Annotated in this window: 19 protein-coding genes; 12 read left to right on the top strand and 7 right to left on the bottom strand. The window is 40.1% G+C overall.

Annotated features, from left to right (window positions below; all coding sequences use genetic code 11):
- The first annotated feature begins 23 nt into the window (after positions 1 to 23).
- Positions 24 to 1,508 carry a potassium/proton antiporter gene (locus tag ACFSKL_RS11110; protein ID WP_376886261.1) on the top strand — a complete coding sequence of 495 codons (1,485 nt, stop codon included), beginning with the start codon at positions 24 to 26 and terminating at the stop codon, positions 1,506 to 1,508.
- 57 nt (positions 1,509 to 1,565) lie between these two features.
- Here ACFSKL_RS11110 and ACFSKL_RS11105 read toward each other — a convergent pair whose 3' ends face one another.
- Entirely contained in the window at positions 1,566 to 4,121 is a 2,556-nt protein-coding gene (locus ACFSKL_RS11105; RefSeq protein ID WP_376886258.1) for a phosphoenolpyruvate carboxylase, read from the bottom strand.
- Between the two features lie 247 nt (positions 4,122 to 4,368).
- Here ACFSKL_RS11105 and ACFSKL_RS11100 point away from each other — a divergent pair, with 247 nt between their 5' ends.
- From ACFSKL_RS11100 to ACFSKL_RS11055, 10 genes are all read left to right on the top strand, one after another.
- A complete protein-coding gene (locus ACFSKL_RS11100) occupies positions 4,369 to 6,675 on the top strand; it encodes a putative monovalent cation/H+ antiporter subunit A (RefSeq protein WP_376886255.1) in 2,307 nt (768 codons plus the stop codon).
- 121 nt (positions 6,676 to 6,796) lie between these two features.
- Positions 6,797 to 7,207, top strand: a complete 411-nt coding sequence (locus ACFSKL_RS11095; protein WP_376886252.1) for a Na+/H+ antiporter subunit B — start codon at positions 6,797 to 6,799, stop codon at positions 7,205 to 7,207.
- A gap of 3 nt (positions 7,208 to 7,210) precedes the next feature.
- On the top strand, positions 7,211 to 7,567 hold the full coding sequence (locus ACFSKL_RS11090; RefSeq protein ID WP_376886251.1) for a Na+/H+ antiporter subunit C: 357 nt from the start codon (positions 7,211 to 7,213) through the stop codon (positions 7,565 to 7,567).
- A complete protein-coding gene (locus tag ACFSKL_RS11085) occupies positions 7,560 to 9,083 on the top strand; it encodes a proton-conducting transporter transmembrane domain-containing protein (protein ID WP_376886249.1) in 1,524 nt (507 codons plus the stop codon). The genes ACFSKL_RS11090 and ACFSKL_RS11085 overlap by 8 nt, the downstream gene beginning before the upstream one ends.
- Positions 9,080 to 9,559: a Na+/H+ antiporter subunit E gene (locus ACFSKL_RS11080; protein ID WP_376886246.1), complete on the top strand. Its 480-nt coding sequence runs from the start codon at positions 9,080 to 9,082 to the stop codon at positions 9,557 to 9,559. The genes ACFSKL_RS11085 and ACFSKL_RS11080 overlap by 4 nt, the downstream gene beginning before the upstream one ends.
- Positions 9,556 to 9,831, top strand: a complete 276-nt coding sequence (locus tag ACFSKL_RS11075) for a cation:proton antiporter (protein WP_376886243.1) — start codon at positions 9,556 to 9,558, stop codon at positions 9,829 to 9,831. Before ACFSKL_RS11080 ends, ACFSKL_RS11075 begins: the two co-directional genes overlap by 4 nt.
- Positions 9,824 to 10,222 (top strand): monovalent cation/H(+) antiporter subunit G, encoded by a 399-nt coding sequence (gene mnhG, locus ACFSKL_RS11070; protein ID WP_376886241.1) that lies wholly within the window; start codon positions 9,824 to 9,826, stop codon positions 10,220 to 10,222. Before ACFSKL_RS11075 ends, mnhG begins: the two co-directional genes overlap by 8 nt.
- A gap of 167 nt (positions 10,223 to 10,389) precedes the next feature.
- On the top strand, positions 10,390 to 11,541 hold the full coding sequence (locus tag ACFSKL_RS11065; RefSeq protein WP_376886239.1) for a lactonase family protein: 1,152 nt from the start codon (positions 10,390 to 10,392) through the stop codon (positions 11,539 to 11,541).
- 110 nt (positions 11,542 to 11,651) lie between these two features.
- Positions 11,652 to 12,686 (top strand): aspartate--ammonia ligase, encoded by a 1,035-nt coding sequence (asnA, locus tag ACFSKL_RS11060; protein WP_376886238.1) that lies wholly within the window; start codon positions 11,652 to 11,654, stop codon positions 12,684 to 12,686.
- Between the two features lie 107 nt (positions 12,687 to 12,793).
- Positions 12,794 to 12,985 carry a cold-shock protein gene (locus ACFSKL_RS11055; RefSeq protein ID WP_014773567.1) on the top strand — a complete coding sequence of 64 codons (192 nt, stop codon included), beginning with the start codon at positions 12,794 to 12,796 and terminating at the stop codon, positions 12,983 to 12,985.
- A 92-nt stretch (positions 12,986 to 13,077) separates the two neighbouring features.
- On the opposite strand, the gene ACFSKL_RS11050 is transcribed toward ACFSKL_RS11055, so the two are convergent.
- A complete protein-coding gene (locus tag ACFSKL_RS11050; RefSeq protein WP_376886235.1) occupies positions 13,078 to 13,917 on the bottom strand; it encodes a mechanosensitive ion channel family protein in 840 nt (279 codons plus the stop codon).
- 84 nt (positions 13,918 to 14,001) lie between these two features.
- Positions 14,002 to 15,087, bottom strand: coding sequence for an o-succinylbenzoate synthase (locus ACFSKL_RS11045; RefSeq protein ID WP_376886232.1), 1,086 nt, complete (start codon positions 15,085 to 15,087; stop codon positions 14,002 to 14,004).
- Positions 15,088 to 15,307: 220 nt separating this feature from the next.
- Between ACFSKL_RS11045 and ACFSKL_RS11040 the strand changes: the two genes are divergently transcribed.
- Positions 15,308 to 16,528, top strand: coding sequence for an S-adenosylmethionine:tRNA ribosyltransferase-isomerase (locus ACFSKL_RS11040; protein WP_376886230.1), 1,221 nt, complete (start codon positions 15,308 to 15,310; stop codon positions 16,526 to 16,528).
- 12 nt (positions 16,529 to 16,540) lie between these two features.
- Here ACFSKL_RS11040 and ACFSKL_RS11035 read toward each other — a convergent pair whose 3' ends face one another.
- From ACFSKL_RS11035 to ACFSKL_RS11020, 4 genes are all read right to left on the bottom strand, one after another.
- Positions 16,541 to 16,948 (bottom strand): LytR/AlgR family response regulator transcription factor, encoded by a 408-nt coding sequence (locus ACFSKL_RS11035; RefSeq protein ID WP_376886228.1) that lies wholly within the window; start codon positions 16,946 to 16,948, stop codon positions 16,541 to 16,543.
- A 262-nt stretch (positions 16,949 to 17,210) separates the two neighbouring features.
- Entirely contained in the window at positions 17,211 to 17,546 is a 336-nt protein-coding gene (locus tag ACFSKL_RS11030; protein WP_376886225.1) for a zinc ribbon domain-containing protein YjdM, read from the bottom strand.
- A gap of 205 nt (positions 17,547 to 17,751) precedes the next feature.
- Positions 17,752 to 19,080, bottom strand: a complete 1,329-nt coding sequence (locus tag ACFSKL_RS11025) for a Gfo/Idh/MocA family protein (RefSeq protein ID WP_376886223.1) — start codon at positions 19,078 to 19,080, stop codon at positions 17,752 to 17,754.
- 166 nt (positions 19,081 to 19,246) lie between these two features.
- A complete protein-coding gene (locus tag ACFSKL_RS11020) occupies positions 19,247 to 23,548 on the bottom strand; it encodes a DUF7507 domain-containing protein (protein WP_376886222.1) in 4,302 nt (1,433 codons plus the stop codon).
- Positions 23,549 to 24,036: the final 488 nt, after the last annotated feature.

The raw sequence follows: 24,036 nt of genomic DNA, 5'->3' as shown, positions 1-24,036 counted from the left end.
ATCAATTAAACCAATTGCATGTTATGACCCTCACCATTGAAAACATCCTTTTCATAGGATCCCTCCTGCTATTTCTCAGCATTCTTGCCGGCAAGACTTCCTATAAATTCGGTGTTCCTACATTGGTATTGTTTCTTTTGATTGGGATGCTTGCAGGTTCTGACGGTCTGGGCATACAGTTTAACAATCCCGAAAATGCCCAGTTTATAGGTATCATTTCCTTGAATTTCATCCTCTTTTCCGGTGGCTTGGACACCAACTGGAAATCAATCAAACCCGTACTGGGACAAGGGATTGCATTATCTACAGTGGGGGTACTCTTGACCGCCACTTCATTGGGGATTTTTGTATGGGCAATCTCAGACTTTACGATATATGAAGGGCTTCTTTTGGGTGCTATCGTATCATCCACAGATGCAGCGGCAGTATTTTCAATATTAAGATCGAAGAGTTTGGCTTTGAAATATAGGTTGAGATCCACGCTGGAATTGGAAAGCGGCAGTAATGACCCGATGGCTTATGTCATGACCATTGCATGTTTGGGCTTGGTACTCAACCCAAACATGGGGTTCGGATCATTGATTGTATTGTTTTTTCAACAAATGCTGCTTGGAGCTGCACTGGGATTGGGTTTTGGTTGGCTAAGTAAAATGGCTGTCAATAAAATCAATCTTGGATTTGAGGGGCTTTATCCTGTATTGGTGATTTCCCTGATGTTCATCACTTTTTCATTCACCGACTTGGTTGGAGGAAATGGCTTCTTGGCAGTCTACCTCTGTGCTGTGTATTTGGGAAACCAGGAATTGATCCACAAGAATACCATTCTGAAAATGTTTGATGGGATTGCCTGGTTGATGCAGATTGTTCTTTTCTTGACTTTGGGGCTTTTGGTAAACCCGACGGACATTATTCCATTGTTGGGACTGGGATTGGCTGCCTCGGCATTTCTGATTTTTGTTTCCAGACCATTTGGTGTCTTTTTGACTTTATTGCCTTTCAAGATGAAAAACCGAAGAAAGTGGTATGTATCATGGGTCGGCCTGAGAGGGGCAGTGCCGATTGTGTTCGCTACCTATCCCTTGATTGCGGGGATTGACAAAGCTTCCACAATCTTCAATATTGTATTTTTCATATCCCTTACCTCTGTTTTGGTACAAGGAACAACTTTATCTGTGGTTGCAAAATGGCTGAAAGTCGCTTTGCCTGAAAAACTCAAACCGAAATCACCGATAGATTACATTACCAATGAAGCGCCAAAAACAGCCATGGCTGAAATTGACATCCCTCTCAACCACCATATTGTTGGCAAAAAAATATTGGATTTGGGATTCCCAAAAAACGCCATCATTGCCATGCTGAAAAGAGAGGGAGAATTTATCACCCCGAAAGGGACGACCGAAATCTTGGCCAACGATCAACTACTGGTACTGGCTGAAAATGAAACAAGCCTAACCAATGTCTACTTGACGTTACAAATCCCTCAACCTGAAACGGAAGAGGAACAATAAAAAAACCCAACCTTTCGGCGGGTTTTTTTATAAACAATATTGTATTCCGTATTAAGATCAAGCTGCGTTTCGGGCTGCATTGATGATACCAAACATGGTTCTGAGTATCAGTTTTTGTAAAACCGGATCATCTTCACCCGTTTCGAGCATCGTTTGGATTGCATATTGCTGAATGGTAATCAGCGGCAACACAATTTTCTCCCTGATGGCAATTGACTCTTTGGAAGTAGGGTTATCCTGTAGCAAATGCTCCATCCCAGACACTTCCAATATGTAATGGAGTGTTCTCTGGTACTCACTGAACATCAAATTCCACAAATCCGCATATTTAGGGTTGTCTTTCAAGTATGCAGTTGACTTATAGAAGGATTTGGCAAGTGATTGCATAGAATTCCCCAAAAGAGACCTAAAGAATAGGGAATCATTGTACAAAGCTTTTGTCTGCTCAAACTTCCCTTCTTTTTCCAAAGCCTCCAATGCTGCACCTACCCCAAAGAAACCAGGGATATTCTGCTTCATCTGAGCCCAAGATCCCACAAAAGGGATCGCCCTCAAATCGTCAAACTTCAAACCGGAATCCTTGCCCCTTTTCAATGGTCTGGAACCAATGTTCACCTTACCAAAATATTTCAAAGGAGTGACATGCTCCAAGTATGGCAAGAACTGTGGGTGATTTTTGAAGTCCTTATAAAACTGATAGGAAACATCGGCCATTTTATTGATCAATTCCCTTTGATCATCCGTAAGCGTTTTTTCTGAGGATGGATAAAGTTCGTTTTCTACACCTGCACAAAGAAGTTGCTCCAAATTGTAGGTACAGGAAATCGGCTTGCCATAATTTGAAGAGATTGTCTGTCCCTGTATGGTGATCTGGATCTCTTCATTCTCAACCTGTGGACCAAGTGAAGCATAGAAGTTATGCATATTTCCTCCACCCCTTGCCGGAGGCCCACCCCTTCCGTCAAAAAAGACAACGCTAACATCATGAATCCTTGAGGCTTTTGTCAATTCTTCTTTTGCCTGAAGTATAGACCAATTGGCCCTGATATAGCCGCCATCTTTGGTACCGTCCGAGAAGCCTAGCATAATCGTCTGCTTCTGCTTCCTGAACTTCAGGTGTTCGGCGTAAGCTTTGTTTTTATAGAGCTGCTCCATGATTTTTGGAGCTTGGGCAAGATCATCTATCGTCTCAAACAATGGTACAATATCCAACGGCAATTCCCCCTCTTTGTGATCAATATTCAATTTGGCCAATTGAAATACCTCTAGGATATGCAAAGCAGATTGGCAATTGGATATGATATAACGATGTAATCCATCTTCCCCGTTTTCTTTCTGCACAGTCTGGATTGCATCAAAACTCTTCAGCATTTCCTTATGGAAATCATCCTGAAGCTTAGTTCCTTCCGGAAGCTTATCAATATCAAACAAGAAACTGATTTTCTCATCGTCTGTCATTTGATGGTATGCCTTCAGTTGTTCGGCTCCAAATTTCAATTCAATCACTTCATCCCAAAGTCCATCATGCTTTCTGCTATCCTGACGCACATCCATATTTGCAAAATGGAATCCGAAAATCTTCACTTTAAGGATAAATTCATCCAACTGCTCCAAGAACAACCCATCATGATACTCGACAAGGCATCTTCTAGCCTCCATCAGATCATTCAGCAAGTCATCTTTGGCATTGTAGTAACTTTTTTCTTCAAAGAGGGAATTGAAAAGGCCATTCTCCACCTTTAACATGATCGGCTCGACATGTTTGAATGTCAATCTTCTCCTGATAACCCTCACATCTCTATAATAACATCTAAGAATCCATTTTTGAAGTCTCTCAGCTACCTTCACTGTAATATCATGTGTCACAAATGGATTCCCATCCCTATCACCACCTGGCCAAAAACCTACTTTGAGTAGACCAGGATTGTCCCACTCATGCAGCGGAATTTCAAGACTGTTGAGCAATCGGGTGAGGATATCCGGTATGCTTTTGTAAAATACATTGGTCAAAAACCAGATCAAACTCACAGCCTCATCCAATGGAGACGGTTTATCTTTATTGATAAATCCAGTTTTCCCCAATTGCTGTAGCAATAGGTTGATACTGCCCAGATCATTGTTTTTGATCGCTGTTTCCAAATCCGTAATAATACCAAGTACATTTCCTGGATAAAATTGCGTAGGATGCGCAGTCAAAGTAAGCCTAACAGAAAAATTCTTCAATTTTTCAATCAAAGCCTCCCTTTTCCTGTCATTGTCCACTCTGGTAATGAGTGCATTCACAGTCCCCTTACCTTTGGCATCATGGATTTTGTCAAATGCAGCATCTTCTATCGAATCAAACAATACAACTTGGCGTTCCACATATTGCACCATCTTGAACAATAGGTTGTGACGTTCTTCCTCAGAATGTTTTGCCATCAATTCATCAAAAAATCCCCTGATTATTTCATTGGGTTTCTTGTCCTTTTGATATCCTTCTTCACACTTGGTCGCAAGAATTGGCAACAAAGTCCCTGTTCTGTTGATATCGCTGAATGGCAAGTCCAGAAAAAGACTGTTGTAAATTGTAAATCTTTTGGCTACTTCGGTTTGATAATTATTCTTTGACATTTTTAGGTTTAATGGTTTGAGAGACGTGAAATTACATAAATTTTATATTATTTTCAGAGAATCTGACTTTTTTATGACATTTTATCATCAAAAACACCGCTTCCTTACTGAATCAATCAAAAAACACAATATTCATTGATTTTCATTGAAAGGGAAATAAAGTCAGATTAAAGCAAATGGTGAAAGCACCTTTGCCATTTTTTTGTAATTTAGGGTTTTTAACCCCAAAAAGAAATTTCCGAGATACATGATCATAGCTATACTGTCAGGATTCATTGTTGCTTCATTGATTCCTATTTTGAGTAAATCAATCAAAGGCAAAGGATCTATTATATTACCATTCCTTCCTTTGGCCCTCTTTGCATATTTTATCAGTTTCATTCCCCAGGTCAGCAACGGAAAGCCTGTAGATGTAATCTACTCTTGGGTTCCCAGTTTTGGAATCGACCTTTCTTTCCATTTGGATGGACTCTCTTTATTGTTTGCTTTGTTGATAACAGGAATAGGTGCGCTTGTGTTTTTTTATACCTACAGTTATCTGAAAGGGCATCCATATCTGGATAGGTTCTATGGCTACCTCAGCATGTTTATGGCATCCATGTTGGGATTGGTACTTTCTGATAATATCATCACCTTATTCATCTTTTGGGAATTGACCAGTATCAGTTCGTTTTTCCTCATCGGCTTCAACAACGAAGATCCAAGCTCAAGAAAATCAGCTTTGCTAGCCTTAAGCATAACTGGGTTGGGAGGATTATTCCTTCTGGCAGGAGTATTACTTTTGGGTGCTACAGGAGGATCCTACTCTATCCAGGAGCTGCTTTCCCAATCAGAAATGTTGAAAAGTTCGGGGAATTATGGCTGGATTATATTTTTGATATTTATTGCCGCTTTCACCAAGTCAGCACAGTTTCCTTTCCATTTCTGGTTGCCAGGTGCTATGAAAGCTCCCACCCCAGTGAGTACTTACCTACATTCCGCCACGATGGTAAAGGCAGGTATTTACCTTTTGGCAAGATTCACACCTGTATTGGGCGGTACGGCAGAATGGAATACGACATTGATCATTGTGGGTGCCGTAACGATGACATATGCTGCCATCCATGCTTTGTTTAGACTAGACATGAAGGGGATTTTGGCATATTCCACAATCTCAGCCTTAGGGATCTTGGTGTTTTTGATCGGACTGGGTACAGATCAGGCCCTACTTGCTGCCGGGGTATTTATTTTGGTGCACGCTTTATATAAAGCGACACTATTCCTTGTGACGGGAATCGTAGACCATGAGACAGGAACAAGGGATGTCAGTGTCCTTTCAGGATTGGGAAAAGTAATGATGCCAGTAGCGGTTGCAGCATTTCTTGCAGCATTGTCCAATGCCGGTGCCCCTCCATTCTTTGGTTTTATAGGAAAAGACCTGATCTATGAGGCAACGCTCCACTTAGGTGATTGGGCTTATGTGCTAACTGGGGCTGCCATACTTACCAATGTCTGCTTGCTTTTTGCAGGACTATTGGCTGGGTACAAACCTTTTGTGGGCGCACTTCCAAAGCAATTCGAAAAAGTACACCTTCCCCACCCTACCATGTGGGTACCACCTTTGATTTTGGCAGGATTGGGATTGGTTTTTGGGTTGTTCCCCACATTGATTGAAACGAGTCTTATCCAACCGGTATTCACAAGCTTGGTGAATAATGACACTATCATCCATATCAAACTCTGGCATGGGTTCAATGTCGTCTTAGGTTTGAGTATGTTGACCTTGACTCTTGGTGCGATGTTGTATTGGAGACTCAAACCATCCGAGACCCTGTTCAATAGAACTTTAAAGTTCGAAATCATTTCCCCAAAAACTTTGGCAGAAAAATTCAGGGGGGTATTTATCATTCTTGCACAGTATTGGACTGGATTTTTCCAAAATGGCTACCTGAGAAATTATGTCATTACCATATTGGGATTTCTCACCTTGCTGTTGGGTTACAGGCTTTACCAAGGTGTCAATCTTTATATTGACTTCGCTAAATTGACAGAATTGACGATCTACGAAGTCATCGTGGTGATCATCATGGCGGTATCGATCATCTTCACGGTATTTTCCAAATCAAGACTGGTGGCTGTCGCTTCTTTGGGAGTCATCGGATATGCCATCTGTTTGATATTCCTGTTTTATTCAGCGCCTGATTTGGCGATGACCCAATTTTCGATCGATACCTTGACAGTCATTCTGTTTGTCTTGGTGATATACAACCTACCCAAGTACAAGACATTCTCTTCTGTAAAAGTCAGGGTAAGGGATGGCATATTATCCATCTTGTTTGGAACCTTGATTGCGATCTTGACATTAGAGGTTTTGTCAGAACCATTGAATCGGGAAACATCCATCTTCTATGCAGAAAGTGCCTATCTATTGGCTAAGGGAAAAAATGTGGTCAATGTAATCCTGGTTGACTTTAGGGGTTTTGATACCATTGTAGAGATCACGGTATTGGTGATCGCAGCCATCGGCGTATTCAGCTTGTTGAAATTGAGACTAAAAAGTATAGAGAAAGAGTAATATGAAATCGAGCCTGTCTGACTCAGGCATGACGAAAATGTCACATAGGGAGATGCCCCCGATATCTATCGGGGGCAATGCGAAGATTCCATGTGACCATTAAAAGACAAATTATAAACACATGAAAACAATTATTTTTAAAACAGCATCAACTTACCTGCTTCCCCTGTTGGTCTTGTTTTCGATCTTTATTTTGCTGAGGGGGCATTACCTTCCGGGAGGTGGATTTGTAGGCGGGCTGATTGCTTCCATTGCATTTGTAATCCATTCATTTGCCAATGGCATTGATCAGACAAAATCCATCATCAAATTTCACCCCGGATTCCTGATGCCAATCGGTTTGGCTATTGCATTGATGAGCGGAGCGGCACCATTATTTATTGGTGAAAGTTTCATGACGGGTCTTTGGTTTGAGGAACCATTCTCAGTCATAGGGATGGTAGGTTCAGCATTGTTTTTTGACACCGGTGTGTATCTGGTAGTCATTGGGGTTACATTAACCATCATATTCACAATCTCCGAAACACTCTAAAATATGGAACTTTTATTAGTAATGCTTATAGGACTCCTTTACGCAGCGGGCATTTATATGATGCTGAGGAGGAGTATGGTAAAATTGATCATAGGGCTTATCCTATTGGGAAATGGCGCCAATATGCTGATATTCCTTTTGGGAAGAATCGTAAAGGGAAAACCACCCATTATCGACTCCGCATCAAAAATGCTCACAGAAATCTACGCAGATCCAGTGCCTCAGGCTTTGATATTGACGGCTATTGTGATCAGTTTTGGCTTACAATCATTTGCAATCATTCTTGTCAAGAGAGCTTACAAAATCACTGCTACAGACGATTTGGATGAATTGAATACTACTGACGAAATATATGAATAATCCATACATAGTTTTACCCGTAATTTTCCAACTTTTCACGGCAGTACTGCTGATGTTTTTCTGGTTTCGGGTCAATGTCCAACGCTTGATAACGATCATTTGCAGCCTTGTATCGGTAGGAATAGCTATTTGGCTATTCAATGAAGTCTATAACCGAGGCATTCTCACGATGCAGGCCGGGGAATGGCAGGCACCATTCGGGATTACCTTTGTTGCGGATATTTTCAGTGCCACTATGGTGCTGTTGACTGCGATTTCCGGGATGGCAGTGGCAGTTTTCTCTACAGGAAGTATCCGGAATGCCCGGTTGAAATTCGGCTTTTTCCCTATCCTCAATTTCCTCTTGATGGGCTTGCAAGGTGCTTTCTTGACAGGTGATATATTCAACCTCTATGTATGGTTTGAGATCATCATCATCGCATCATTTGTATTGATTACAATTGGTGGTGAAAAAGCGCAGATTGAAGGAGCGATGAAGTATGTGACGATGAACCTACTTGCCTCTGCCATCTTCCTGACAGCCATTGCGATTCTTTATGGAATGGCTGGAAGTCTGAACATGGCTGACCTTTCCGGACAGGTAGCGCAAATCGAAAACCGCGGATTGGTCAATGTCGTTGCGATATTATTCTTGGTCGGGTTTGGGATCAAGTCGGCTATATTTCCCTTATACTTCTGGTTGCCGGCATCCTACCACACTCCACCGCCTGCCATTTCAGCTATATTTGGTGGACTGCTGACCAAAGTTGGGGTTTATGCATTGATCAGGATATTTACTTTGATATTTATTCCAGACGAATTTCTCAGCAATCTGTTGATCGTGATGGCTGCATTGACAATCCTATCCGGAGGTTTGGGAGCAATTTTGCAGGTCAATATGAGAAAAATATTCTCCTACCTCATCGTATGCCACATTGGATTTATGATTGCAGGCTTGGGGATCTATACCGAACTGGCTATCCTCGGTGCTATTTTCTACCTGATCCATGACATCATTGTCAAGACTAACCTGTTCCTCATTTCTGGTCTGATATTCAAATTAAAAGGGACATTGAACATAGAAAAGCTCGGAGGTATCTACAAAAAATATCCCAAATATTCACTGCTGATAGCCATCCCTCTGTTCTCCTTGGTGGGCATCCCTCCATTATCGGGATTTTGGGCAAAATTATTCCTTATCCAAGGAGGTTATTTGGAAGGGCAATATACTTTGGTTGGCTTTATACTTTTGGGAAGTTTTCTGACACTCTGGGTGATCGCAAAACTATGGTCAGAGGTATTCTGGAAAGAAGCTGGAGATTTGCCAAAAAAGATCAATGTAAAATATTTCAAAGAGCTGAAACCTCTAAAACAATGGGCAATGATTATCCCCATAGTTATATTGACGATAATTTCATTGTACATTGGCTTGGCGGCGGAGCATATTATCGTATTGAGCAAGCAAATTTCCAGTGAACTGATGAACCCTTCTGCATATATTGAAGCCGTATTGGGAACTAAAACAGAAATGCCATGATCAAGACTAGATTCCTAAGCAATTTATTGCTTTCACTTATTTGGGTTGCCATCACCGGTAATTTCACGGTTGAGAACTTCTTCTTTGGTTTTCTTCTCAGCTTCTTTCTCTTGTGGATCATCTCCACAGATAGAAGGGAAAACAAATATTTCAACAGGGGACCAAAATTGATTGGCTTTATCTTTTTCTTTCTCTACGAATTGATCAAGGCAAATATAGAGGTCGCCTATGATGTGATCACTCCAAAGCATTATATGGAGCCAGGGATCGTAAAGATACCGCTGGATGCCGAATCTGATATAGAGATCACGCTGTTGGCAAACTTGATCTCCCTCACCCCGGGCACTCTGAGCCTAGATGTCTCAGATGACAAGAAAGTCCTGTATGTGCATGCGATGTACGTGAAAGACAAAAAGGAGTTTATCGCCGCTATAAAAAATGGATTTGAAAAAAGATTATTAGACATAATGAGATGAGTGTTTACGACTATTTATATTACATTATTCTTCCGGTACTGAGTATATCGATCCTGATCATCTTCATTCGGTTTTTGATGGGACCCAGATTGTCAGACCGTGTTGTGGCATTGGATCTATTGCTGACCACAGGTATAGGGATCATAGCCGTGTACAGTATCCATACCAACCAGCCAGCCTTTTTGGACATTGCCATGATATTGGCATTGATCGCATTTTTGGGAACAGTGGCATTTGCTTATTACTTAGAAAAACGAGAAAAAAATGACTGATATCATCATTATCGCATTGAGTTCACTGGGTACGATTTTTATCCTCTTGGCCGCCGTTGGGGTGGTCAAAATGCCTGATTTGTATTTGAGAATCTCTGTCACAACAAAAGCAGCTACGCTCGGTATCGGTTTGATCCTGCTCGCATCGGCATTTTATTTCAATGACAGTGCCATCACAGCCCGGGTATTGGCTATCATCGTGTTTATGCTGCTTACTGCCCCTGTTGGCGCACATATGATCGGAAGGGCTTCTTACTTCACAGGTGTCAAAATGTGGGATAAATCAAAAATTGACGAACTTGAAGGCCAATATGATTCAAAAACCCATAAATTACACAGTGAAGACCAAAAATCGCTAAGGAACAACAAGGACGGAGGAAAAGCCAAATAAGGATTTATGATTATCCGTAATGACACCGGTAGGTGAATTTCCGAATAAAATCATACGGATAATCGTTATCGGTTATTAGTCGATTGGTTATTAGTGTGTCAACTAACTTAAAACATATCAATTTGTTTGGCTATTGGTAAGAAATCAGATATACATATAAGGATTTTATGCATAGACCAATTTATAAACTATTCTGTTTTGCAGCCTTGAGTTTGATGACAATGGCTTGTAAAAAAAACCAAACTGAACATGTTGTGGAAGTAAATGATCATTATAGATTTTTGATCGGTGGCTATACCGAACATGAAACTGATGGTATTGGGCTTCTGAAATTTGACCCTGTCAGTAATGATATTTCAGTAGATATTATAGGAAATGGAATCAAGAATCCTTCTTTTTTATTGACCAACAAAGACCAAACTATTCTGTTTGCCGTGGAAGAAACGGCTGGAGACCAAGGTGGAAAAGTGAAATCATTTGAATTGGATCTTGATCAGAAGTCATTGAAACTATTGAGTACAGTCGACACAGAAGGAAACCACCCTTGTCACCTTGCAATGGATCCAAGCGAGAAATTTCTTGTTGTAGGAAATTATTCGGGAGGCAATTTTTCTGTATTCAAAAACGAAGCTGGTGTCTTGACCCAAGTACAGACCATTCAACACGAAGGGAAAAGCATTGTCGGTTCACGACAGGAAAAACCCCATGTGCACAGTACTGTATTCCATCCAAATGGGAAGCAGCTGCTAGTTGCTGATTTGGGGACTGACAAGATACATTTATATGATTTCAACCCTGACTTAACTGTTCCTTTTCAACATGCAAAACCTGCCTATTTCGAAGTAGAAGCAGGCTCTGGCCCGAGACATCTTTTACTCAATGAATCCGGTGATCTGATTTATCTCATCCATGAACTATCTGCAGAACTGGGAGTCTATTCCTATGAAAACGGCGTGATCCACAATCTTGAAGTGCTGCCTTTGACCCATCCACATTTTGAAGGATCAGTTGGTGCAGCAGAGATAAAGTTCTCTAAGGATGGTAAGTTTGTGTATGCTTCCAACAGAGGGGATGCCAATGAGATCTCAGTCTATGAAAAAGACCTGAACGATAGGCTTATACTTATCCAAAGAACATCCACCAAAGGGGAGACACCGAGAAATTTTGATTTCAGTCCAGACGGCAACTTCCTGGTAGTAGCCCACCAAGGTTCTGACGGGATTATTGTATTTGAAATGGACCAAAAATCAGGCTTGATCAAAGAAGAGGTACAGAAAGTAGCATTCAAAAAGCCTTCATATGTACTTCCGATCAGATAGGATTTTGATAAATTTTTTCCATATTTTTCACTTTTTCTCTAAAATAATTCAATATCATTATCATTTTTATAGTTTTGTGGTCTATTCATTTGAATTCACAAAAAACAGTTATGACAACATTCTCCAAAACAACCTACCAAACCATTTTATCAAGACGGGAAACAGAATCTGCCATTGATTTTATCAAGACAGAGTTCCCAAAAATATTGGGTCAGAAACTGAACCTATTCAAAGTAAGCTGTCCCATTGCCATCATGGATGGTACAGGTATCAATGATGACCTCAATGGAATAGAAAGACCTGTAAGCTTCCCTATAAAGAACCAGAATGACCAAAGCGCAGTAGTTGTACATTCTCTTGCGAAATGGAAGAGGTGGACACTTTCGGAACTGGAATTTCCTATAGGTGAAGGAATCGTCACAGACATGCGGGCGCTCAGACCCGATGAAGACTATTCTCCAATCCATTCACTCTATGTGGATCAATGGGACTGGGAAAAATCTATTGGGGCCAAGGATAGAAACTTGACTTTTTTGAAGGAAACTGTTCAGGAAATTTATGCAGCCATCAAGTCTGTGGAACTTGGGTTATTCAATCTATTTCCTGGCTTGACCCCTAATCTTCCCGAAAACATACACTTTATGCACGCAGAGGAGTTGCTTCAGCAATACCCTGATATGACTCCAAAAGAAAGAGAGTACCAAGCAGCCAAAACATATGGAGCTGTATTCTTGATTGGAATCGGTGGTGTCCTATCACATGGTGAGCCACATGATGGCAGAGCTCCTGATTACGATGACTGGAGCAGTGCAAATGAAGATGGTCACTTTGGATTGAATGGAGATATCCTAGTCTGGAACCCTGCATTGGAAAATTCATTTGAAATCAGCTCAATGGGTATCAGAGTGGATCAGGAGAGCCTCGAACGCCAATTGGAAATCGCCAAGGCTGAAGACAGAAAGAAACTGCTTTTCCATAGCAGCCTTTTGGAAGGAAAACTTACAGAAAGTGTGGGTGGTGGAATCGGTCAATCCCGACTGTGTATGTATTTGTTGAAAAAAATCCATATCGGGGAAGTTCAGTCAGGAATATGGCCAAAAGATGTTATGGAAAATTGTAAGAAAAGCGGGATTGATTTGATATAAATTAATGCGTAACATTAAATTAACCGAAAAATATTTTACCGAATAGTTTTTATTGTGAAAAGTATGCGTACCTTTGGAATATTATATAAAAATACAATTACAATATCATGAACACAGGAAAAGTTAAATTTTTTAATGAGTCCAAGGGATTCGGTTTTATCGTAGACGATGAATCTTCTAAAGAGTATTTTGTACACATCTCAGGATTAGTTGACGAAATTAGAGAAGACGACGAAGTTACTTTCGACCTTAAAGAAGGAAGAAAAGGTCTTAACGCTGTGAATGTAAAGTTAGCTTAACATATAACATTGACAACCTCAAAAGCGGTTCAAACGAAGGTTTGGACCGCTTTTTTTTTGTGCCTACCCATCCATCGTTTAACCAAAAAACATTAAGCATCCTTTTGGATATTGACATCCTGGATATGGTTTGGGAACTCAACCTTATTACTCTTGAGGGCTTCTATTACCCTTAGCATGACTTCGTTTTTAAGCCTGGCATTTCTTGCTTGGGAACCAAGAAGCCCATACCAAAAAGAAACGCTCAGCTGAACAGTACCTTGGTCAAAATTCTTGATCGATACAGAAGGCGTTTTATTGGGCAGCAGGTTGGGGACTGAGGATAATTCCTTCATAATCATCCCCATTACCTCTCTGATATTGTTTGTGTTGTTTATACTGATGTCAAAACTCTCCCGTAGTTGATCATCAATGGTGTAATTGATGAAATGCTTTTTGACAATATCAGAATTTGGAATATAAACATCTTTTCCATCTACTGTCTTGATCGTAGTTTCTCTAATGGAAATCCTGATCACTCTGCCTACCCTCCCCTCTATCTCGACCAAATCACCCATTTCAAATGGTCTATCAAATATCATAACGATACCTGCCAAAAAATTCTCCCCTATATCCTTCAGTGCAAAACCGATAATGAAGGTGGTCAAACCTGCCGCCCCTATAATTGTCTGGGTGAACGCACTGAGACCAAGCGTCCTAAAAACGAAAAATATCAGAATGATATAAAATATAAATATGATAATATCTGCAACAAATCGAGCCCCAACAGTGTCTTTGGCCCTGGAGATGACTTTTCTGAAGATTAGTTTCTTGATACTACTGATGACTAGCAACCCAACCAATAAAACTAATACAGATACAAAAATAACTGGTGTCAGCTCTACCAAATCCCTATAAAGATCTTGGATGCTGTTTTTGAATGCTTGATACATCGATTAATTTTTATTTTTCCAATCCAATCTAATAAAAACTTGGCCTTAAAAGCAAGAGTTTACAGTTTTACGACCACTTTGATTTCAAACTCCCCACGCAATATTCTGATCATACACCAGCGTACCTGACTCTATCAGCAAAGGGGAATCAATATTATTCAAATACAACTGCCCGGTGCCAAGCCCCTGTGGCATATCGTTAGGCAGTGTAGCAGTGTATTGGGAAATGGCATTCAAACCTATATTGCTTTCAAGCGCTGAAGTCATCCACCAGCCTATCCCCATAGATTCTGCCAACCTGATCCATTCATCACAAGATCTAAACCCACCAACAAGAGTGGGCTTCAAAATAATGTACTGGGGCTTGATTGCTTTTAGCAAGCTTTGCCTATCTTCCAGTGTATGGATCCCTATAAGCTCTTCGTCAAGCGCGATTGGCACAGGAGATTCACCACACAACCTTCCCATTGCCTCAACCTGACCTTGCTTGATGGGCTGCTCGATGCTATGCAAATCAAACTTTTCCAAGCGATCCAATTTCCCCAACGCTTCTTCAGCTGAAAACGCCCCATTTGCATCTACCCTCAAAGTAATTTTCCCTTTATCATACTTACTCCTGATATACTCCAGCAAATCACACTCTTGGTCAAAATCTATCGCCCCAATTTTCATTTTGATGCAATCGTAACCTTCCCTTAGCTTTTTGTCAATCTGCTCCAACATAAAGTTCCTATCTCCCATCCAGATCAATCCGTTGATTGGAATAGCTCTTCGTTCTTTTACAAAAGATGAATCAAAAACCAACCGCTTCCCTCCATTGGTCAAATCAAGCAATGCTGTTTCAAAAGCAAACCTAATGCTGGGAAATGATTCGGGGATATACTGCTTCACAAAATCAAAGATTTCATCCTTATATATAGAAAAATTCAGTTGGGTCAACTGCTTGCAAAGGGATACTAATTGCCCTTCAAAATCAGGCAGATCATCAATACTCAATTTCGGGAGTGGTCCAGCCTCTCCAATTCCAACTATATTTGGGTGATACTTTGAGGATGCTTTGAGGAAAAATGTTTCTTTTCTTCTGAGCACTCCCCTAGAAGTACCGGCATCAAATTTAAAATCCAACACATATTTTTCGCATGAAAAGACTAAATTCTCTAGTTGGTCCATAGAATAGGCTACTGTTTTTTAATGTGGTTACAAGCTGTTTTGACACAAGGTTAAATTCTGTTGGGGATTACATCAATTCCCCAAGCTTGTATTTATTTGGAGTAAGGAGCATTGACGTTCTTTAGTATCAACATGGTTAATAATCAAGTGTTCGATCATCCAGAGAAATAATATGCTTTATATTTGCATCCGAAATCAAACAACAAGCCAATTGGATTTTATGGATTTATCAATCTCTGCTGCCGAACTGAAGTTATCAGATTACGAATATACTTTACCCTATGAGAAAATCGCAAAATTCCCACTTGAAAACAGGGATGATTCAAAACTTCTCCACTATAAAGATGGCAATATTGAGCATTTGAGATTCAAAAACCTGGCAGAACTGATCCCTTCTGGCAGTCTGATGGTGTTCAACAACACCAAAGTGATTCCTGCAAGGCTGCTATTCCAAAGGGCTAGTGGGGCAAAGATTGAAATTTTTCTCCTCAAACCCATAGCGCCAACTACAGTCATCAATGAGGTCATGATCAATACCGATTCTGTATCTTGGGAATGCATGATCGGAAACTTGAAAAAGTGGAAGGCTGACGAGATCCTCAGCGGAGAAGTACTCTATCAAGGGAACCGAATCCAACTCAACGCCTCACTGATTGACAGAGAAAATAGAGTCGTGAAATTCACATGGAAAGAAGCCATTCCATTTGTGTCCATCGTAGAGGCATCTGGAGAAGTCCCTCTACCTCCCTATCTGAACAGAAAGCCCACCGATGAAGATCGCCCCCGATACCAAACGGTCTATTCCAAGCAAGAAGGTGCTGTAGCCGCCCCAACGGCAGGATTACATTTCACCGATGAAATTTTAGATAGGCTAAGAAAAAATGGCGTTGATGAGGATTTCTTAACCCTCCATGTTGGCGCGGGTACATTCCAACCCATCAAATCGGAAAACATTGCGGAACACAACATGCACAGTGAACAAGTGGTGGTATCGAAATCCATTTTGGAAAAAATAGCCCGCCAAACTGATAAAATCATTCCTGTAGGCACTACTTCCATGCGCTCTTTGGAAAGCCTATATTGGTTTGGGGTACAGTTGACAATAGGAAATCCACAAGAATTTCTGATCCCAAAGCTTTACCCATACCAAGATTTTGAGAGCCTACCAAGCCGTCAGGAGAGTTTTGGAAGAATCCTGGATTACATGAAAGACAATGGCCTGGAAGAAATCACTGGAAGTACTGAAATCTTCATCATGCCAGGATACACCTTCCGGGTATGTGATGGATTGGTGACGAATTTCCATCAACCTGGATCTACTTTGATACTTCTGGTAGCTGCCTTTGTTGGAGAAAAATGGAAAAACATCTACCAAGAAGCATTGGAAAGGGAATATAGATTCCTGAGCTATGGCGACAGTAGCTTGCTTTGGGGAAAATAAGCTTCAAGTAAACTAATCCGAGTTGCCGGAACTTAGTCGAATGATACCTTTTGTGAGATCTTGGTAATATGTCCTCCCTACTGGCACAAGGTCCTTGCCTACACCCAACTCTCTTGGGTTGATGGTAATTATCTCTTCCAACCTTACAATATAACTTTTGTGAACCCGCATAAAGTCAGACTCAGGGAGTACATTCTCAAAGTCTTTTAGTATGTTTCTGAGGGAATACACACTCGACCTTGTGACCAAGGTCGTATAATTACCATCTCCCTTCATCCAAAGAATATCTTCAAACTTAACTTTGACAAGATTGCCCTTGCTTCTAACAAATAAGGCATCTTTGATCAACAAGCCTGATTCAAAATCGCTCAAAGGATGGATATTGCCGTCCATGTTGTGTTTTTCTGCTGATCCTTTCATTTACATTATTGATTATTTCTACAATAGCGGAACTTCATGATTTTCACCATGAAACAAACCCAATAACCAATTAACAAAATGTAATGGTATAAGTTTTGAAAAAACAAAAAATGATTATCCGCTACTTTGCCAGTAAGGGAATAACAAAACTATAATGTTGTCGATAATCGTCGACGGTTGACAGTCGACAGTAGCAGAATTTAAAGCATGTACATTAGGATCTGCTGAAAAAGTCAGATAGGGTTAAACAGAAGGATCTTTACTAAGCTTTTTTCACAAATTCAGATTTCAAGGCCATGGACCCAAAACCATCAATCTTACAATCAATGTTGTGATCCCCCTCAACGAGGCGTATGCTCTTTACTTTTGTACCCGCCTTTATTGGCTTTGGAGCACCTTTGACTGGCAGGTCTTTGATGACTACCACAGAATCTCCATCTGCTAGAATGGCGCCATTTGAATCTTTCACCAGCAAACCAGCTTCTTCAATCGGCTCTTCGATTTTCCATTCAAATCCACATTCTGGACAAGTCAGTCCATTGTCTGTTTCATATCCATAAGGGGAATTGCAGGCAGGGCAAGGGGGTATATTTTCCATGGCGCAAAGATAATAAATCTTCGCGCCAATCATTTAAAAAAAAGATCCTGATTCAGGGAAATTGCTTTTAACAATATCATAACGAGGAGTTTCCATTTCAGATTATCTCTTTTGGTCTGTGGGGACACATACCAAGGTGATTAAGTTCAAACCCTCGAAGTTTTTTTGGATAAAAGCGATTTCCCTGATATATCACATCAGAAAATCAAACTTTTGGCAATTTCCAACCATTATGATATTGGGCTTTGATCAGTTTATTGGCTTTTGAACTTGTAAACAACCCCTTTTCATCATTCCAATATATCTTTTCCCCAGTCTTGTAAGCTATATTCCCCATGTGTGCATTGATGGCAGCTACACTTCCCGTTTCCACACCACAATTCAATAATGATGCATCATTTTTGGTAATCGAGTCTACAAAATTCACCATATGCAAGTCTAAGGCATTCCCTTGGGGTTTTACTTTTGACATGGCTTCCAGTTTTGGTTTATCCCCCTCTTTCTCAGAGATGATCTCCCATCCCCCCCTATTCACTACAAGTGTGGCATTGTTCCCAATAAATGCGATGCCTTCCGTGTATCCATAATTCCCTCCGTCTATTCCGGTAGCATGTTCCCAGAGCATGTTGAACCCTTCATATTCATAGATGGTTTGCAATGTGTCCGGAGTTTCTGATGCATCATCAGGATAAGCTAGTTTTCCTCCAGAAGCCATAACCGATTTCGGGGCACTCACTCCCATCGCAAAAAGGGCAATATCAATCTCATGCACTCCCCAATCCGTCATCAAGCCTCCTGCGTAATCCCAAAACCACCTGAAATTGAAATGGAACCTATTTTCATTGAAGGACCTTTTTGGGGCAGGTCCCAACCACATATCATAATCCACTCCATTGGGAATAGATCCATCATTCTTGACGGGAACAGGATTCATCCACCCCTGGTATGCCCAGCACTTCACCAATCGGATGTTACCCAATTGACCGGATTTTACAAAATCTATCGCTTCACTATATTGGGATCCACTTCTTTGCCATTGACCTACTTGTACCAATTTGCCATATCGCTTGGTAGCCTCCACCATGACCCTACACTCTTCGATGGAATTGGCCAATGGCTTCTCAACATACACATGCTTCCCAGCCTCAAGACTGTCCACCAAGTTCAGACAATGCCAATGGTCTGGCGTGCCGATGACAACTACATCGATGTCTTTGTTTTCGAGCATCTTTCTGTAGTCTTTGTACAATATTGGTTTTTTGCCACGTGCCTTCAACACATCCTCGGCTCGTTGATCCAAGACATTGCTATCTATATCAGCCAAAGCAATACAATTGACCTGAGGCATCTTGAGCATGGAATTGACATTTGACCAGCCCATCCCTTTACATCCTATCAGTCCTACATTGATCTGGTCATTTGGGCCAACACTCTTTATGCTTCTGAAAAACTGATCTGCTGATACTACATTGGAAAGCGAAATACCTGCTGTTGCCAGAAGGCTTTTTTGCAAAAATTTTCTTCTTGAATTCATCGGTTAGGTTGTTTTAGGTTATAGGGTAAAGGTATAATACAAATAGAATAAAATGAAATCGGTTTCATTCCTATCAAGTGTCAAATATACACTTTAGGTCTATTTATCAAAATTATTTAATCAAATAATACACTTATTTTAAGAAGTTTTTAGAACTTTCAAGCCATCAGTTCAAAATAAATAACATATCATGCATCACATTGACAAAATCCTCTCCTTTCACCTTGTATTGGATCACCAAAGAATAATTCCCAATAATCGCTGGTTTGCCATTGATAAGACCATCCCAGAAACACGTCGATTTTTCCCTATATCTGAGATTTTTGTCCTGACAGAAAAATATCAATTCCCCCCATCTGTTGAAGATCTGTATCTCTATCTCTTCAATCAGATTGTCCGGATAAATAATCAACCCATGTCCTGCTTCTCCAGGCCTGATGGCATTGGAATACCGGAGTGTCGGTTCGCATTTTATCTCTACCTCAAAATCCATGATAAACTCACATCCAGACTGATCTTTGGCTACAAGTCTGTACAAACCTTCTTCTGTAGGTGATAAAACAAGATCCTGGCTCAGTTCTTGACCGTCCAAATACCAGTGGTTTTCTACAAATTGTCTATCAATTGAGATGGTTTGACTTCCTTCCTTGGTAGGACAGATAGAATAAACAGCACCCAACTTTGGTGGGTCAGAAAATGTCCGCTTCAATTCAAACTCCCGTTTTCCAATAACACAACCATCAGCATTGGTAAGTGTCACCATATAATCCCCAGCTTGCTCAACCATTAAAGACAAATTGCCATCAAATTCCACCAATGGATCAACCAACAGATTATCAACCTTGTACCACTTCACTGAATTTTCATCCACATCATTGAGCAGCGTTACATTGGTGAATAAATCATTTTGACAGAAGGAGGAGAATTGAAGATTCAATTGGATGGGTTCTTGAATAACCACATCCATTGTCTTCTCTACAGCACATTTTATCCCAGCTGGATCTTTTCCTACAATTTTATATGAATCAGATTTAGAAAAAACAAACATCTGGTCTGAATTTAAAAGAATTCTTGAACCATTGGATGCAACTACTTCATAGACTAATTCTTCATTAGAACTAGGATAAAACGAATAATCTATACAAGAAAAAACTTCCTCATCGATTGAAAAATTGACGGATTCTTTATCCTTCACTGTAAACACTTCAGATTCTTGAATTTCAAAACCCATTGCAGTCGTTAAAATCAATTTATACTCACCAGGTAGAAGATCAATTTTGACAACATTTGAATCATAAAAAAACTGTCTCATCAATTGATTGTCTTGCAAATCCCTAATTTCGAAATAGCCTACCTGAGGTCCTTTGAGGAATTCAACATAAATTGCCCCCGATTCCCCATTGCCTACCACACAAGAAGCAGGGGTTGTTGTAACTATGTAGTCCATGAACTCCAAGGGTAACTTAAAGATGGTAGCTTTGTCTGAATCATCTATAAAACCATTGTTCAGACTACCTCCAGATGCATAAGCATTCGCCTCAACTGCCCCCACTATCATATTTTCCTCTGAAATGGAATATTGAAAAGAATATTCCAACTTTTCACCAGGAGCCATGTATGGTATTCTCCAATCATTCCCTCTCAAATACTCTGTGACAAAAACATTTGTCAATTCTAAACCACCCGTATTTTCAACTATGACAAAATAAGTAACAACCTGTCCTTCATAATCATAAATTTCAATGCTTGGGACTATTGTCACTTTAATATCAGATATCAAACTACAATCAAACACCCTGATTTCAACTTTTTTTCTATTACTTTCACATTCCCCTTCTTTAAATTGACTTACCCAAACAGAAAAAGTACCGTCTTCACTTGGGCTTACAAAAGGAACAGAATTTAGAGGTTTGGAAATAGGATTATCATCAAGGTAATAATTCAAAACATATCCTTCATGGAAACTTACAGCATATGCGATAGGATCACCTCCCAAACATCCTGTTATATCATAAGAGACGGGCATCGGTGATTTGGCAATCACTTCCAATGTTATGGGGGTTCGAATACCTAAACAAGCATCGGCCGGCCCTTCCGAAACCCAAATTTTTTCAGTCCCTACTACAGATGTGTTGACAAAATATTCAGTAAGGGCATTTCCCCCAATCTCTTGGCTGAAAAAATAAATACTGTACCCTTCCTTAGTTGGAGTTATAAAATCCGACAACCCAACAGGTGTGTCCCGGTGACAAAAAACAGGTAAAACAATACCCTTAAGGCTAGAAAAGTCTTCAAAATCCGGACAATTTTGCAAAGCAAACTCCGCCCTTCCCACAATTGGAATATTCAGAGGCTCAAAGATTTCTTCACCCACACACTCCCCTTCCCTTATCCCACTTACGAATGGCAAATCAGTAAAAACATTTTGGGAAACCTTTCCAATACCTGATACATTTCCGGTCATAGAAATACTTGCTTCACAACTCGTATTGGCCAAAATGGCGCAATCTTCAGTTATCTTTAACGTATATTTCAGTGAAGCAAGTACTTCATTCACATCGGCCAACAATGGCAAATCTCCCAAATCCCAAATAATGGAACCGCCAATGCCCATATCTGGATCGAATGTGACATTCCCATAGTTTGCGGGAATTGTAGAAGCACTGACGAAAGTTGCAGTGTATGGAATCGGGATCACTATTTTTGTATCTGAAACCTCTTCTGAACCTTTATTCCTTATTTCTGCCAAAAAAGTTATTTCTTGACCAGGCTCAATCACCGGGTCATCTCCCAATGGCATTCCATCTATACCCTCTACCTGATTGAGCACCTGAACCTCCGGAACATAACTCAATACAGAAAATGCAAAAGCATAAATCGTATAAAGATCCTGTCGGGTGCCAAACCTAAATCTCGTAGAAGTCTGGTCGTTGGCAATGATAGAATTGCTTGGGTTAGATATATCCCATTGCACAATATCCACGCCGATGTTATTGCTAAACTCTGGATTTCTGGGTGTTGGAACCACATTTCCCAGTGAATTGCGTACAGGTGTATAAATGGTCGAATTAAAGAAGTTTTCGGGAGTATTTTTCGGATGGCTCAGCCTTACCCATTCGCCATCTTTATTGATTATTTCCAAAAAATCACCACCAATAGACCTATCCCCTTCACCCGCCATCAACCCAAGTTTGAGATCAACCTGTCCGGATTTGACTGCCCCAAAACCTTCAATTTCTACTTCTCCAACATGTTCTTGGCCATTGAGCGATTGTACAAATGAATAACCATCAAAAATTGTCACGTCACGCCAATCCATTTTGGAGTTTTGGTAAACAACGATTATCCCCCAATGGCCATAGAATCCCACATTATCTCCTTGACCTTCTTCCAAAGCAATATCCGCAACAGTATATTCCCCCAACCCATTTCGCTTGACATAGTCTGTCACATCTGAATACCCCACAAAAATATTTGCAAGCTCATCAAGAGGGTATAATATGGCATTTCCATCAGCAGTGATTTCCGTATACTCAGTCTCTGATGGCCCTTTGAGTTTAACCTTTCTTTTATCAAAATGGACTGTATGCTCTAACATTGGCGTATGCACCCCATTTGTGACCATATGCAAAAATGAATGGTCTGAAAGTGCATAATTGGAAGGGTTAAATTCCAACCTACTCAGTTTGCCAACAGAAAATTCTACCCCACCAAATTCAAAAACTATTGGTTTGAATGTAGCTGTGTAGACCGTATCTGTCTTCGCAACGGATAGATTTTCAACAGAAATCCAATCTCCGTCATTGATGGAATACTGGACTTCATTGCCAATTTCGGAAGTAAATTTGATTTGGTATTGGAAAACCATGCCATCATCCAAATAATAAAATGAAAATACAGGAAAGCCTTCTCCCTGGTTATCATAATTTTCAGAAATGGATAAAAATTGATCCAAATAATTGATTTCATCAAAATAACCAATAATCTGTTCTTCACCATTTATTGTCTTGGGGATTCCGGGTTTAATGTTTTGAGACAGTTCAAAGTCTAAACCTTTGTCTAACCCAACCCTTCCTGACCAATACAATCCAGCATATAAAATCTCAGAACAATTTGGATCTGCATTATTCTCTTCCGAAAACTGAAGCGTGGCCGCAGATGAATTGAATGTCCGGTAATCACCATCAATATCAATAAATTTGACACTATTGGCTGAATTGTCAGTTGTATCAGTATAATTCACCAATGTAAGATTTGAATTCCCGATAATCGAAAAATCGCCTTTTATCCGAAAAAGGTTTCCTGCCGGGGCTGGATTTCCAACCTTATGCCGAAATGGGACACGGTTATCATTCTGGGCAATCAAACTTGGAATCTGTAAAAACAGTACTGATAACATTAAAAAATGGATAGCTAAAAGTCTCAAAACATTATCCTCCACAAGAAATCTATCAATCCTGATTTTCATTGGTATTTTATGATATAATAAAGGTGTATATATAAAATTATAGGCAATCTCCTTTAATAGTTTTAGGAACAAACCAACACGTAACCTTTATTATCTCAAAACCTTAAGTAGGAAAATCCAATATCGATCATCTGGTAATTTTCGCCATGAAAATAACAAATAGTTTTAAACAATTGATATATGTACTAAAAATTAATTTTGAGTTGTGGATATGCGAAACCTTTATAACCTGAGTTCGATTGTTATCACAAAGTCAAAATCAATAAAAATATCCAGTTACAAGGCAAATTTTTGAGGGATAGCCTAAGCTATCGCTCAAAAATTTAACGCAGTAAATGGGTGTTTTTATTGACTGAGCTGACTATTCGGTTTTAAACGGCAATCTACTTCACTTTTTCAATCCACAATATGCCAATATTACTTCACGCACCTTCTTTTCGTAGTTCTCACCATTTAAAACCGTTCCTGCAGGCAGGTTGACAAAGTGA

This window comes from Belliella marina (assembly GCF_042682445.1).
GTDB classification, from domain to species: domain Bacteria; phylum Bacteroidota; class Bacteroidia; order Cytophagales; family Cyclobacteriaceae; genus Belliella; species Belliella marina.
Note: the sequence above shows the minus strand (reverse complement) of the source record. Positions and strands in the feature narration are given on the sequence as shown.